This is a genomic window from Bacteroides faecis MAJ27 (genome assembly GCF_900106755.1).
GTDB lineage: Bacteria > Bacteroidota > Bacteroidia > Bacteroidales > Bacteroidaceae > Bacteroides > Bacteroides faecis.
The window spans coordinates 77,544-92,432 of sequence record NZ_FNNN01000013.1 but is presented as its reverse complement, the minus strand read 5'-3'; the positions used below and the strand labels follow the sequence as shown (position 1 = coordinate 92,432).

The 14,889-nt window shown below is 40.7% G+C and carries 8 protein-coding genes and 1 pseudogene; 4 read left to right on the top strand and 5 right to left on the bottom strand.

The features are described 5' to 3' along the window. Positions 1 to 12: 12 nt before the first annotated feature. The gene (locus tag BLW31_RS12750; protein WP_224207192.1) at positions 13 to 729 is read right to left on the bottom strand and encodes a flavodoxin family protein; all 717 of its coding nucleotides are present in this window, start codon (positions 727 to 729) and stop codon (positions 13 to 15) included. Between the two features lie 307 nt (positions 730 to 1,036). Between BLW31_RS12750 and BLW31_RS12745 the strand changes: the two genes are divergently transcribed. From BLW31_RS12745 to BLW31_RS12735, 3 genes are all read left to right on the top strand, one after another. Continuing rightward, positions 1,037 to 1,942, top strand: coding sequence for a helix-turn-helix domain-containing protein (locus BLW31_RS12745; protein ID WP_029425618.1), 906 nt, complete (start codon positions 1,037 to 1,039; stop codon positions 1,940 to 1,942). Further along, positions 1,939 to 2,835, top strand: a complete 897-nt coding sequence (locus tag BLW31_RS12740; RefSeq protein WP_010538660.1) for a helix-turn-helix domain-containing protein — start codon at positions 1,939 to 1,941, stop codon at positions 2,833 to 2,835. Before BLW31_RS12745 ends, BLW31_RS12740 begins: the two co-directional genes overlap by 4 nt. Positions 2,836 to 3,004: 169 nt before the next feature. Then, a complete protein-coding gene (locus BLW31_RS12735; protein WP_010538661.1) occupies positions 3,005 to 4,762 on the top strand; it encodes a 1-deoxy-D-xylulose-5-phosphate synthase in 1,758 nt (585 codons plus the stop codon). A 61-nt stretch (positions 4,763 to 4,823) separates the two neighbouring features. Here BLW31_RS12735 and BLW31_RS12730 read toward each other — a convergent pair whose 3' ends face one another. After that, positions 4,824 to 5,738: a helix-turn-helix domain-containing protein gene (locus BLW31_RS12730; protein ID WP_010538662.1), complete on the bottom strand. Its 915-nt coding sequence runs from the start codon at positions 5,736 to 5,738 to the stop codon at positions 4,824 to 4,826. Between the two features lie 156 nt (positions 5,739 to 5,894). Between BLW31_RS12730 and BLW31_RS12725 the strand changes: the two genes are divergently transcribed. Next, positions 5,895 to 6,566 carry a YczE/YyaS/YitT family protein gene (locus BLW31_RS12725; protein ID WP_029425619.1) on the top strand — a complete coding sequence of 224 codons (672 nt, stop codon included), beginning with the start codon at positions 5,895 to 5,897 and terminating at the stop codon, positions 6,564 to 6,566. 43 nt (positions 6,567 to 6,609) lie between these two features. On the opposite strand, the gene BLW31_RS12720 is transcribed toward BLW31_RS12725, so the two are convergent. From BLW31_RS12720 to BLW31_RS12710, 3 genes and pseudogenes are all read right to left on the bottom strand, one after another. Further along, positions 6,610 to 7,233, bottom strand: a complete 624-nt coding sequence (locus BLW31_RS12720) for a TetR/AcrR family transcriptional regulator (RefSeq protein WP_010538664.1) — start codon at positions 7,231 to 7,233, stop codon at positions 6,610 to 6,612. Further along, positions 7,220 to 11,446 (bottom strand): annotated as a pseudogene (locus tag BLW31_RS12715) (acyl-CoA dehydratase activase). Before BLW31_RS12715 ends, BLW31_RS12720 begins: the two are co-directional and overlap by 14 nt. Before the next feature lie 118 nt (positions 11,447 to 11,564). Beyond that, positions 11,565 to 14,861, bottom strand: a complete 3,297-nt coding sequence (locus BLW31_RS12710) for a S41 family peptidase (RefSeq protein ID WP_010538665.1) — start codon at positions 14,859 to 14,861, stop codon at positions 11,565 to 11,567. Positions 14,862 to 14,889 lie beyond the last annotated feature (28 nt).

The following is a 14,889-nucleotide window of genomic DNA, read 5'->3' as shown; positions in this document are numbered from 1 at the left end:
TTAATCTGCTATTTACAACTCCAATCCCATTTTATAGGCATTTTCAAGATGTTCTTTATCTATTTGCCGTACCAACTTCTCACATCCGGTACAACCACCGGCACAATATACTCCGACTTCATTCCAGCCCAACGCCTGATTCAGAAACCGAAAATAGCGTTTGGGCTGCTCAAAGGTGCTCTCATTATCATCACCGGCTGTCATCAGCAATACTGAATCCTTCTGCGGATATTTGTCGTCGGCAGAGATGGCGTAAAGCCTCTCTATAAAAGCTTTCAACTGCGATGTGATCGTCCAGAAGTACAGAGGCGAAGCCATTACTACAGTATCACATTCTGCAAACAAAGGATATATGTCGTGCATACCGTCCTTCACCGCACATTGATGAGCGAGCCGCTGACATACCCCGCATCCTCTGCATCCTTCTATCCGCATACTGCCCAGATAGACTTTTGTCACCGAATGTCCCCGTTCAACCAATCCTTTTATATAAGCATCGGTCAACCGATCTGTATTACCTAGTTTTGTCCCCGCACTCATAATGACAAGTACCTTTTTCATATTTCCATGATGTATTTTTTCTATTGTTCGGGGAAGCGGATTATCTGCCGGTCCTTTATCATTCAGCAACCGATAGATGCCCGCCCCTCCTAATAGTAAACTTCCGGTTGCTATCATCGTATTTTTTAAAAAGCCTTTTCTATCCATATTCTTTATAATTAATCTCATATACCCAAAAAGTATAGAGTTTCGTTCGACGGTACAAAGGTCGGAAGAATAAGATGAAAGGATTGTAGACAAATTACGGGTATAATTACCCCAATTACAGATTAGCGTTTTTTGTCTTTTTCCACACAAGATTAGAAATTATGATAGAATCACATTCTGCTATTATATAAATGATTACGCACACGTATCACCTGCTTTGTGTATACAGATTACGGATATCATAACCTCAATTACAGATTCGCAGTTCCACCTCTATGAAGATCGTTTTTTTATGTGTATCTTTGTTACAATTCAACTATCAACAGGTATGGATAAAGTTATAAAATTAGAGAATGTAGACCTGTATAATAGCTTATACGGACTTGAAACCTTGCACCCTTTGGTTAGCATCGTCGACTTGACTAAAGCTACTAAATCCGTTAACCACATCCAAATGAATTATGGTCTTTATGCACTTTTTCTGAAAGAGACTAAAAGTTGCGATATCAAATATGGCCGCCAATATTATGATTATCAGGAAGGCACTATCGTTTGTTTTGGTCCCGGTCAGACAGCAAGTGTAGAAACCTTTGAAGACGAGGTAAGTCCACCTGTCTATGGCATTGTTTTTCACCCCGACTTGATTCGCGGTACTTCTCTGGGAAAAGAAATAAAAAAATATACTTTCTTTTCTTACGCAGTGAACGAAGCATTGCACCTGTCAGATCAGGAAAAGGAAATAGTGATGGATTGCCTGAAGAAAATCAGCATAGAATTGGAACATGCCATAGACAAACACAGCAAAGCATTAATTGCTATGAATATTGAATTGCTGCTAAATTACTGTATGCGTTTCTACGAACGGCAGTTCATCACACGAAGCAACATTAATAAAGATGCTCTCACCAAATTCGAACAACTTCTGGATGAATACTTTCAGAGTCAACTTCCCATGCAGGACGGTCTGCCTTCCGTGAAGTACTTCGCAGACAAGATCTGCCTTTCTTCCAACTATTTCGGAGATATGGTGAAAAAGGAAACAGGAAAAACTCCACAAGAACATATTCAGACAAAGGTGATCGAACTTGCAAAAGAACGTATTGTTGACACAGAGGAAACCGTCAGCCAGATAGCCTACTCACTCGGATTCCAGTATCCGCAACATCTTTGCCGACTATTCAAAAAGCGTGTCGGATGTACTCCGAACGAATATAGAAATCAAGCATTTACATGAAAGAAAAAATATTAAACTTAAAGACTGTACATCAATGTAACCATTGCATGGGAAATAAAACCTTGCATCCATTGGTTAGCGCCATCGACTTGTCTAAAGCAAACCTGACGGAACGTACCCTCAAGTTTGACTTTTACACTATCTTGCTGATGGAAGGACAAGCGGAGGACTTTATATGCGGACGCAAATATTATGACTACTCCAATGCAACGATGATATTTCTTACTCCGGGACAATCTATTAACATGAGTGAGGATAAAATCTTCCCACAAAAAGGATGGTTATTGGCATTCCATCCTACGCTGCTTTGCGGTACTTCCTTAGATGAACATATAGATAGGTATACATTTCTTTTCTATCAACTGAATGAATCCCTTCATCTCTCTCTGCGCGAAAAGACGAAGGCCATAGAATGCATCTGTAACATAGAACAAGAATTAAAACATGCGATAGACTGCCATAGTAAAACCTTGATTTCACGTTACATTGAACTATTGTTAGACTATTGTTCCCGCTTTTACGAACGCCAGTTCATTACGAGAAATGAGGCGAATAAAATGATATTAAAGCAGACTGATAATTTTCTGGTTGAGTATATCGAAATGGGACTATTAAAAAGTAAAGGTTTACCTTCAATAGAATATTGTGGGGAAAAACTTCATTTGTCACCTCATTATTTTAATGACCTGTTAAAGATTGAAACAGGAAAAAACTCTGATGAGTATTTTCAATTTAAACGAATAGAGACAGCCAAAAAGATGTTATTGACAGGAAAACTCACAACCAGTCTGATCGCTGATCAGTTAGGATTCCCCAGCGTACAGTTTTTTAGCCGCCTATTCAGAAAGATGACAGGAATAACTCCCAACGAATATCAGATATCCCAAAACTAACTTCTTTCTATATCCTCTCCCCCTATTAATGCTTTGATCAATCCCTATTCTATGCAGAACTGTAATATGGGTAAAAGAATCTGTAATTCATATACAAACTGATTTCAAATCGGGCAGTATCTTTGCAGTGAAATAAAAATATAGGTATAAACATAAAAAACAAATTGATATGTATCTGGAAAATATCGACTCTCCTGCAGACGTAAAGAAATTATCGTTTCAGGAACTAAATGACTTAAGTCATGAAATCCGCACATCACTTTTACAAAAGTTGAGTGAACACGGCGGACACTTCGGTCCTAACTTCGGAATGGTGGAGGCAACTATTGCTTTGCACTATGTCTTCAATTCACCGAAAGATAAAATTGTATATGATGTATCACATCAGAGTTACGTACATAAAATGCTGACCGGTCGTAAAGATGCTTTCCTGCATCCGGCTGAATATGACAATGTATCCGGCTACTCGGAACCACAGGAAAGTGAACATGATTTCTTTGTGATCGGTCATACTTCTACTTCTGTCAGTCTGGCAAGTGGATTAGCTAAAGGACGTGATCTGACAGGTGGCAACGAAAACATCATCGCTGTAATAGGCGACGGCTCATTAAGCGGAGGCGAAGCATTCGAAGGATTGGATTATGTTGCAGAAATGGGTACTAACATGATTATTATTGTCAATGACAATCAGATGTCTATTGCCGAAAATCATGGAGGCTTATATAAGAATTTAAAAGACTTACGCGACAGCAACGGCCAATGTGAATGTAACTTTTTCAAAGCGATGGGACTGGACTATATGTATGTGAATGACGGCAATAATGTAGAAGCACTGATTGAAGCTTTCTCTAAAGTAAAAGACATCCTGCATCCGATCGTAATCCACATTAATACATTAAAAGGCAAAGGTTACGAGCCTGCGGAACAAAATAAGGAAAAATATCACTGGCGTACACCGTTTGATATAGTAACTGGAGAATCGAAAGTAAACGATGATGCAGAAGACTATAGTGAAGTGACCGCTCAATATCTGCTGAAAAAGATGAAAGAAGATAAAAGGGTGGTTACTATTACTTCCGGTACTCCTGCTGTTTTGGGATTTACTCCTGCCCGTCGCCAGGAAGCAGGCAAGCAGTTTGTAGATGTCGGCATTGCCGAAGAACACGCAGTAGCTCTTGCTTCTGGCATTGCAGCCAATGGTGGAAAACCGGTTTACGGAGTATACAGTACATTTATACAACGTTCATACGACCAACTCTCGCAAGATCTTTGCATCAATAACAATCCGGCAGTTCTGTTGGTATTTTGGGGAACATTATCCGGCATGAATGATGTTACTCACCTCTGCTTCTTCGATATTCCACTGATCAGCAATATCCCCAATATGGTTTACTTGGCACCCACCTGCAAAGAGGAATATCTTGCCATGCTGGAATGGAGTATCCGCCAGAATGAACATCCGGTTGCTATCCGTGTACCTGCCACAGAGGTTATCAGTTACGGCGAACCGGCAGAGTCTGACTATAGCAATCTCAATCGTTATAAAGTTGTCCACCGCGGTTCCAAAGTAGCTATCGTTGCATTAGGTTCCTTCTTTGGATTAGGTCAGTCAGTTCTGTCATTGCTGAAAAATAAAGCCAATATTGATGCCACCCTTATCAATCCTCGTTATATCACAGGCGTAGACAGCGAATTAATGGATGAACTGAAAGCTGACCACGAATTAGTAATTACACTGGAAGACGGAGTGCTGGATGGCGGTTTTGGTGAAAAGATTGCCCGTTATTATGGAGCGACGGATATGAAAGTTCTCAACTACGGAGCCAAAAAGGAATTTGTAGACCGTTACGACGTACAAGAATTGCTCCGCTCCAATCACCTGACAGATAAACAGATTGTAGAAGATATCATATCCTTGGTTGGCTAATGAGTCAAAACCGGTTCACTATATAATTTCATGCAGGTTGATGTATCCGCTCGTTATGAGGCTACATCAACCTACTTTTTTCAATCAAAATCAATAATCCTTTCCGATAGCTGAGTGGAGTCCGTCCTGTATTTCTCTTGAAAAATTTACAGAAACCGGCAGCATCACTAAAACCTAGCCGGGAGGCAATATCCCCTACCGTGAGTTTAGTGGAACTTAACAAGGTACGGGCTTCCATTACCAACAATTCATTAATAATAGTATTCACACTTTTTCCTGTTCCGGCACGAACGATACGTGCAAGATATTGTTCACTGATAGCCAGCTTATCCGCATAGAAACTGACAAAATGTTCCTCTCTGAAATTTCGGGTAACAAGCGCATGAAACTCCTGTAAAACGTGGTCTTTATGGCTGACCTGCTTTCTGATAATGGTTTTCCGGGAAAGAAAATCGGCTATATCCAGAAACAAAGCATTACATGCCGCCTGTATTCTCCGGAAAAGAAACTGATGTTCTATATTCAGCAGATGCATCAGCACTTCCAATTCATTGCGGATAATTTGAGCTTCGTAGGCGGTTAGTTGTATGGTGTATTGCCTATTCTGCCTCATCGTAGCCAACAGGATGGCTGTTATCTGGGTAAGATAAGAATCGTCTGTCCGCATGGATTCGGAAATAGAGAGGGTGATAAACTTTATATCCGGACTCGAATAAAGATGATCAGTGAGATAATTCGCTCCATGAACAAGTAGCATATCAGGCTCTATCGCAATAAACTCACCATTCAGCAAAATCTCGGAACGACCTTCAAGAACGAGGATCATATAAAGTTCACGGTTAAAGTAACGTTCATTTTCCGGATAACTTCTATCTTTATATTCACTCATAAAGCAGACTACCTCCTCTTTATAATGAGGAATTTCCGGATGTTCCTTTAGCAACTGCCTATTATCAAAAATACGGGATTTTACCATTTATGCCTCCTCCTTTTCGACGTAAAAATACAATTTGTTTCGGATATGACAAAAACTGTGTGGAATTGGATAACTCATTTCAGGCAAAAAAACGGGACCTTTGCATACTCTTCTTTACAGAATGGAAAAGAAACCAATCATATAGAGTATAAAGACATGGAAATGAAGGACGTTTTTAAAAGGTATTTAGTATTTGTTATCGGATTGTATTTTCTGGCTGCCGGAATAGTATTGATCGTGCGTTCCGCGTTGGGAACGACACCTATATCCAGCGTCAATTATGTATTAAGTCTGAACAGTCCCTTGTCATTAGGGACTTGTACATTTCTCATCAATATGCTGCTTATTATGGGACAGTTTTGGTTAATCAGAAAAAATAATACCAAACAGGATACCATTGAAATACTTCTTCAATTGCCGTTCTCCCTTATCTTTTCAGCATTCATTGATTTCAATATGGCACTCACCAGTGATCTACATCCCGACAATTACGGGATGTCAATAGCCTTATTACTCACAGGATGTATGATACAATCCATAGGAGTAGTACTCGAACTCAAACCTAAAGTAGCTATGATGAGCGCAGAGGCTTTTGTGAAGTATGCCTCCCGACGCTACAACAAAGAGTTTGGAAAGTTCAAAGTCTGTTTTGATGTTACGCTGGTCACTCTGGCAGTCATACTCTCTCTCCTGCTTTCTCAATGTATCGAAGGTGTTCGCGAGGGCTCTCTTATCGCCGCCTGTATCACAGGATATATCGTCAGTTTCCTGAATCAGAAAATAATGACAAGGAAGACTCTCTACAAGTTATTACCCGCATTGAAGTAAATTGCATAAGAGTAAACTGTTAGAGAAATAAGTTTTTATTTCTCTAACCTACTACCAGTAACGCTTCCATCTGCCTGACTATATAAGGTTTCCACTGAACAAGTATATCCTCAAAAGTATCCTCCTTCTCCAAAAAGAAAGAAGCACTAAGATTTTTTGTCAGAAAGGGTACTGTCAATGCGCTATAAAAAGTATAAAACACAAATGGCAGAGGAACTGTTTTAAGTCTCCCACCATTCATTTCTTCCTGCAAAACATCCATAATCTTATGGAGATATTGTTCCAAACGTAACTCTTTGATCGTAGTACTTAAATGGTCCATATCACGATGCATTTCTCTCACCATAAACAATGGTAAACATGGGTTTTCAGTAAATACTTTATAATAAGCATCTACAATTTCACCAATACTCTCGGAAACAGATTTGTCCTGCTGAATGATGATATCATGTATTCGGGGAATAAAAGAAAGTATGATGTTGCCAAAAACGGCCTGGAACATCTTATCCTTCGTTCTGAAATAATAATGAAGCACCGGTCTGTTGATACCAACTTTAGCAGCAATATCACTCATACTGGTTTCCGCAAAACCATTCTCTATAAATAGTTCCTTGGCAGCCTCAACTATCTTTTTCTCCACATCTTCATTGTTATTAGTTGTTGTCATAATTCATTGTCGCATTTTTCAGATTATCAATAAATAAAAGCATACGGTTTGTTATGTTTACGTCGCTCACACCACTATCAAAGTCTAAAGATAGTAAATTTATATCCGGATAGAAACTTTTTATACGTTTTTCGACTCCTCTGGATACGATGTGATTTGCTATGCAGCCAAAAGGTTGCAAACTCACGACATTTTTCACTCCTTGCCGGGCGTAAGACACGATTTCAGCCGGTAATAACCAACCTTCACCGAATTGAGCATTCAAGGAAATAATATTTTTAGCTCCCTCCGCCTCTTCAAAAATATCATTGAAGGGGACAAAGTAACGGAACTGATTTGCAGTCTTGTTTATTTTATCAATCTGTTTTTTTACAAACCTGTAAATCCAATCGTAAATAAACTCAGGCAATTGCCTGTTTTTTACATAAGAGTCCGTATTGATCTTCCTATTCACAAATCCCTGCATAAAAAAGTCAACTAAAATCGGTGGAACCACTTCTATCTTCCGGTCTATCAGCCAATCAATGATCTCTTTTTGAGCAAAAGGATTGAATTTCAAAAAAATTTCTCCTACAATTCCAACTTTAGGGGTATCAACAGCCTTACATATACTATTAAATTCAGCGATAGCCGATTGCAACAAAGAATGAAGTCCTTTTATATCTCTTCTCAGTATCACTTCAGATGCAAGCTGCAAATATTTATCACGTAACCTAGCCGATACACCTGCCTCTTTCTCACGTACTACCGACGCATAATAAAACTTTGCAATGCAGTCACTATACAAAACAGCATGAAAAGTAATCGGAATTACTTTCATCCAGTTGACCTTGAAGGCAGGTTGATTATTATCTATTTCACTGCCCACAGAAATAGAGATTACAGGAATATCCGTATATCCGGCATCCATCAGTGCCTTTTTTATCAAAGAAATATAGTTACTAGCACGGCACTGCCCTCCCGTTTGAGTGATTGCCACTGCTATTTTGGCTACATCATATTTTCCACTTTTAAGCGCTTTCAGGATATCACCAACTATCAAAGTAGCCGGATAACAGACCTCATTATTGGCATACTTCAATCCCCATTCACTTGAATCACTATCACTGAGAGGAAGATTTTCCGCATCATAACCGGCTACTTTCATTATAGCAGGAATCAAAGGTGAAATAAATGGAGTAAAGTAAGGAACTAATATTTTACGGTCACGGTAAAACTCATCATAAACAGGGACAGTCGCAAAGTCTTTTACACCGATATCTTCTGTTTCATTCATATTCGCAAGTTTGAGGCTTTCGATCATTGAACGTACCCTCAACTTCATTGAACCGATATTATTGATATCATCCAGCTTCAATAAGGTCAGCGATTTATTATGACGCATCAGCAAATCTCTCACTTCATCTACCAGAAAGGCATCCGGACCACACCCGAATGACGTCATTTCTACAAACTGAACATTCTGTCCTTGTGTTGCGCACCATTTCGCTGCTTTTAAAATACGATTCGTATAGGCCCATTGAGCAACAAAATGCGCATCATCCACCGGAATATCCAAATGACGCACCCAATCATCCATTATCACATTCACTCCCATATCCGAAAGCATGTCCGATACTTTATGCTGTATCAGAGAATCGGTATGATAAGGGCGTCCGGCAAGCATGACAGTCAGCGTCTCCCCTCCCCCTGCATGCTTCAATATATTTTTATTATACTCAACCAATGTATTAATAAAAGAAATCTGTTCGCTTTCCGCCTTATTGAATGCCTGCTGAATCATTTTATCATCCACATTCAAACTGCTCAGATATTCACGGCATTGCTTAAATAGCAGCCTCCGGTCTTTGAAAGTTATTGCAGGAGAGTCAATGGGTATACCTTCGGACTGTACACTCTTGATAACCTCCGAATACCCTATTACAATAGGACAATTATAACTGTTTTGTTCCTTCCCTTTTCTTTCAAAGATGACAAAAGGCATAAATATCCGGTCCACCTTCTTTTCTATCAGGTTCTGTACATGGCTATGTACCAACTTAGCCGGAAAACAGATATTGTCCGACATCACCATCCGTGCACTATGCTCATACCTCCTGAAATTGGATGGATCAGACAAGCAGACTTGTATATCACAGGAAGTGAAGAGAGTATGCCAGAAAGGATATTCCTCGTACATATTCAGGCATCGGGGGATACCGATGATCTGTTTAGGAACTGCAATCTCCACACTGCGGTGAAACAAAAGTTCTTCTTTTTGTCGATAAACATTCAGACCTTTTCGATTACTGCTCTCCCCATTCGTGAAAACTTTCTCACATCTGTTTCCCGAATAGTAACTTTTACCGCTTTCGAACTGATAACGAATGACCAGACAGCGGTTATCACAACCTTTACAATACAGAGAACGTGCCGAATATTGAGCTTTATTTATAATCTCATTCAATGATACGGATTCCCCCTGATGCTTCATCGCATATAATGCACATCCGAAGGCTCCCATCAACTCAGGAGTATCACATCTTGCAACTTCTGCTCCTGTGAGAAGTTCAATAGCACGGACCACCGCATCATTGCGCATGGTCCCCCCCCTGTACAACAATATCGTTCCCCAAAACAGATATATCTTTCAGTTTTAGTACCTTATACAAGCAATTCTTAACAACAGAATATGCCAGTCCGGCGGCAATATCATTGATAGTTGCTCCCTCCCTGAGCACCTGTTTCACTTTTGAGTTCATGAAAACAGTGCACCTTGTTCCCAAATCGCACGGTGCTTCCGAGCGGCAGGCTGCCAATGAAAATTCTTGCGCTGAATACCCCAAAGACTTAGCAAATGTTTCAAGAAATGAACCACATCCGGATGAGCACGCTTCATTAATCTCCATCCGGTCAATCACTCCATTATTCACAAAAATGGCTTTCATATCCTGTCCTCCGATATCGAGGATGAAAGACACATTCTTATTCAGATAGTGTGCTGCCATATAATGAGCAATCGTTTCGATAATTCCCGAATGAAGCTGAAAGGCCGATTTTATAAGGTCTTCACCATATCCGGTAGAGCAACTTCCTTTTATATCGAGTACAGCGCCCTGCTTCAAACATTCTTCGCCCAACCGATTCAAACCATCCTCTACGGCCTTTATCGGATTTCCTCCATTCATATTATAGTAAGAATACAATACTCTTGAATCTCCATCCAATACAACAATCTTTGTCGTGGTAGAACCGGAATCAATGCCAATAAAAACATCTTGTTTTCCGGCTTTCAAACCGGAAGACATCATCTTATGACGAGATATTCTCTCTTTCCATATTTCATATTCCTCACTACTCGTAAAAATGGGGTTCAGCCCTGTTGCAGTAAGATTTCCTGCACAGTTTAAAGTAGTGTCGATCTTATCGATCAAATGAGACAGTTTATAATAATCCTCACCCTCGATATGAAATAAAGCAGCCCCCAATGCAGGAAGTAAAGTACCGTTGGCAGGCAGTATTATCTCTTGTTCATCAAAAGATAAATAATCAATAAAGGCTTTTCTCAGTGCCGGAATGAAAGTCAACGGACCACCGCAAAACAATACGGGAGTTGTTATATCACAGCCATGTGCCAGTGTCACGACTGTCTGAACAGCTACTGCACGAAAGATAGAAGCCGCAATATTCTCACGACTTACATTTTTAGCAATCAGATTCTGAATATCTGTTTTACAGAAAACACCGCAACGGGAGGCAATCGGATACACCTGTTTCGCATTCATGGCAAGATGATTCAATTCATCAATATTCCCCCCAGTATGATCGACATCTGATCAATAAAAGCACCTGTTCCTCCTGCGCAATTTCCGTTCATGCGCAAATCAGTCGCTTCGCCATCTTTGAAGAAGACAACTTTCGCATCTTCCCCTCCGATGTCTATCATAGAAGTCACATGAGAATAATCTTTTTGTATCGCTTTCGCCGCTGCAACAACTTCCTGTACAAATGGCAATGAACATTTCTCGGAAATTCCCATTCCGATAGAGCCCGTTATTCTTAAGGAGATATCTTTATCTCCAATTTCGGATAACAGCTCTTTCAGGAATGATAAAATTGTCTCTTTTGCTTTCGCATTGTGTCTCTCGTACTTCGAAAATAATAAATTATCATTTTCATCGATAGCAACTAACTTCACAGTTGTTGAACCTACGTCAATTCCTATTTTAATCATGTTCTACACTATGTCCCCTTAGCTTGACACTATTGTCAAACATAAAAGTAGAAATAACTTTGATACATCATTTCAACAGGAGTGTTCTTTTCGATTCTTTTAACACAAACGAAGATATCTACTTCTTCTGGCTGTCTATCTCTTTAAGCAATTCATCCACAGCCATTTTCAGTTGTGTATCCTCACCTTTCACCACTGTTTCCGGGCTATTGGCAACTTTAATATCAGGTTCCAGTTGAGTATTTTCCAGATAGCTGCCGTCAGGCAAACGATAACCGATGATAGGAATTCCGAATACCAATGAAGGGTCTTGTAATGTTTCCCAAGACACACTTGTCATTGTTCCCGGAACAGGCATTCCCACAAGCTTTCCAATATTCCGATGCTTATACACCCACGGAGTACCATGAGCATTCGAATAATTGGCTTCACACTGCAACATAATAGAAGGTTTATTCCAGCGGCGGCTTGGCATATCGCAGGCTTCACGTCCGCGTACCACCTGAGTAAAATATTTCTGACCACTAAAAAGTATTTCAATATCTTCATGCAGGCGACCACCCCCATTAAAGCGAGTGTCGATCACAATTCCATCACAGTTATTATATTTTCCCAGAATATCCGAATAAACAGTACGAAAACTTCCATCTCCCATCGATTGAATATGAACGTATCCTAAACGACCGCCAGACCATTTCTCCACATCTGCAGCACGTTGCTTTACCCAACGTTTATACAGCAGGCCATTGAGCTGTCCGCTTGTGATAGGCTTAACCACTTCTTCCCAGCGCTCCTTGTTCTGTGGGTCGTACAGCGAAATCAGCGTTTTCTTTCCTGCCTTATTATTCAAGAGAGCAGTGATGTCTTTATCCGGAGCTATTTCGTCTCCGTTGATTTTCTCGATAATGCATCCTGCCTTTACCTTGGTGCGAGAATGGTCGAACGGACCTTTCTCTATCATTTCAGCAATCTGCATGCCCTTTCCCTGATAATTCCAGTCAAACAGTAATCCCAGATTAGAAGTCACATCTCCATTGCTTCTTGGAGAATAGCGACCTCCGGTATGCGAAACATTCAGTTCACCCAACCATTCGCTTAACAGCTCTGCAAAGTCGTAGTTATTATCTATATGCGGCAAAAATTTGCGATAGGCAGCCGTCATAGCATCCCAGTCTATTCCATGCATATTAAGATTATAAAAACGCTTTTGATGCTGTTTATACACATGGTCGAACATCGCCTCACGTTCAGCAGCTAAATCCATTTTCATTTCAGCCTGATAACTGATAGATTTCAGAGCATCCGATTTAGCATCCATTTTCTGCATATTTCTGCTTCCCAGTAAAAAGATATCTCCTTTTTTGTCCAGCATCAGCGATGCCCAGCCGGAATTAAGTTTATGGAGACGCTTCGTATCCTTTTCACGAAGATTCATTTTCCAAAGGTCATAGCCTTCCTCAAAGGCAGAGAAATAATACAGATTCTCCCCATCCTTTGAGAGGATGGCACTACCCAGATCAGAAGAGTTGGGAGTCAAGCGTACAATACGGTCTTCAATGCCATTGAGTTCTACAATAATGTCATTCTTATCCTCCAACTCCTCTTCATCTCCCGCTTTGTCTGCCTTATCTTTTTCTTTATCTGCCTTTTCCTTTTTAGACTTGTTTCCGTCTTTTTTCTTATCATCGTCTTTCTTCTTTGCTTTCTTCTGTTCCTTTTCAAATTCTTTGAGCAGTTCAAAATCCTCTTTGCTCAAACGGTAACGGTCGTAAGCATCCTGATTCAAAAACACCATCATCACATCCTGCTGAGAACCCCAGGAAGCATGCGCACGCATACCATAACGCTCCGTCTGGAACAGAATGGCATTTCCATCCAGCACCCAACGTGGAGAACCGCTAATATAACCACTATTAGTCAAATTAATGATAGTACCTCCCTGCGCGCTGACAATACCGATATCAGAATAAGGATCGTGACGATTGCCGATAAATTCAAGCGTAAACCACTTGCCATCGGGTGACCATTCGTAGTCGAATCCGCCACCGGTGTTGTACCAAGTAGAACCGTCTGTCACCTGACGCACTTTCTTTGTTTTCAGGTCAAGTACCATCAACCGGTTACGGTCTTCAATAAAAGCCAGTTCCTTACCATCCGGAGAATATTGCGGATAAGCGCGCTCTACGGTCTTAGAAGGAAGCAGCACCTCTTCCTCAATAAGAGTTGCATTGGGAAAGTTTGCCTCCTCTTTACGAGCTATCTTAGCGGTATAAAGTTGCCAGTTACCAGTCCGTTCGCTTGCATATACAAGTGTACGATTGTCGGGAGCAAAAGATACACTGGCTTCCTTTGCCGGAGTATTCGTTATTTGCTTGGTTGTAGCATAATCAGTTGAAGTCACAAAAACATCACCACGTACAATAAAAGCCACCTGTTTACCATCCGGAGACACAGAAGCGGAAGTTGCCCCCTGAGAAAATCGAAGAGCAGCCATCTCTTTTTCATCATCACGTACAAGGTCAACGCTCACTTTCTTCGGACGGGCGTTGGGCTCCTGCGTATAAAGCTCTCCGTCATACGTATAACACAATGTTCCTTTGTCACTGATGGACAAGAAACGTACCGGATGCGTGCGGAAAGTAGTAATAGCTTTCACTTCTTGCGGAGCGTTCAAATCAAAGTTATATACATTGAATGAACCGTTGTTACGCTCACTTAAAAAATAAACAGAAGTGCCGTCCGGTGCATATACCGGGTTACGATCCTCCCCTCCCCGGTTGGTCAGATTGGTATGTTTCCCGGTTTGGGTATCATATAACCAGATATCTCTTGTTATAGAAGATGTGTGATGTTTCCTCCATTCATCTTCAAAACCTTTACGATCCTGATAAAGGAAATTTTTCCCCGATTTATCAAAGCACACCCATTCGGCAGGAGTAGCCAGCACCTGTTCGGTACGTCCTCCGGAAACCGGAACTTTATACAACTCCGTCATTGCTCCGGTAGGAAACAGGGCACTGTTCGCCGGGTCCTGAATAGATGCAGAAAAAAGTACAAATTTACCGTCAGGAGTAAAAGCTGAAGGAATCTCCGAAGCGGAATGAAAGGTCAATCTACGTGCTATTCCACCGTCAGCCGGCATAATAAAGAGATCGAAATTACCATTTCGGTCGCTGGCAAAGGCTATTTGTTTTCCGTCAGGCGACCAAACAGGATTAGCCTCATAAGAGGCTTGTGTCGTTAACTGAACAGCAGCTCCTCCCTGTGCAGGAACTTTGTAGATATCCCCTTTATAACAAAAGACGATTTCCGATCCATCCGGTGAAATACGTGCATCACGCATCCACAGAGGGGTAATAGCATGGCTGGATAATGCAACCAGTACCAATGCTAAAGAAGTTATAAGTTTCTTCATATTATTGTATGTTTATATATTTAATTTA

What these genes read in the sequence shown, in the direction of transcription:
- BLW31_RS12750 (WP_224207192.1), bottom strand. Translation starts at nt 729, where the DNA reads ATGAGATTAATTATAAAGAATATGGATAGAAAAGGCTTTTTAAAAAAT.
- BLW31_RS12745 (WP_029425618.1), top strand. Translation starts at nt 1,037, where the DNA reads ATGGATAAAGTTATAAAATTAGAGAATGTAGACCTGTATAATAGCTTA.
- BLW31_RS12740 (WP_010538660.1), top strand. Translation starts at nt 1,939, where the DNA reads ATGAAAGAAAAAATATTAAACTTAAAGACTGTACATCAATGTAACCAT.
- BLW31_RS12735 (WP_010538661.1), top strand. Translation starts at nt 3,005, where the DNA reads ATGTATCTGGAAAATATCGACTCTCCTGCAGACGTAAAGAAATTATCG.
- BLW31_RS12730 (WP_010538662.1), bottom strand. Translation starts at nt 5,738, where the DNA reads ATGGTAAAATCCCGTATTTTTGATAATAGGCAGTTGCTAAAGGAACAT.
- BLW31_RS12725 (WP_029425619.1), top strand. Translation starts at nt 5,895, where the DNA reads ATGGAAATGAAGGACGTTTTTAAAAGGTATTTAGTATTTGTTATCGGA.
- BLW31_RS12720 (WP_010538664.1), bottom strand. Translation starts at nt 7,233, where the DNA reads ATGACAACAACTAATAACAATGAAGATGTGGAGAAAAAGATAGTTGAG.
- BLW31_RS12710 (WP_010538665.1), bottom strand. Translation starts at nt 14,861, where the DNA reads ATGAAGAAACTTATAACTTCTTTAGCATTGGTACTGGTTGCATTATCC.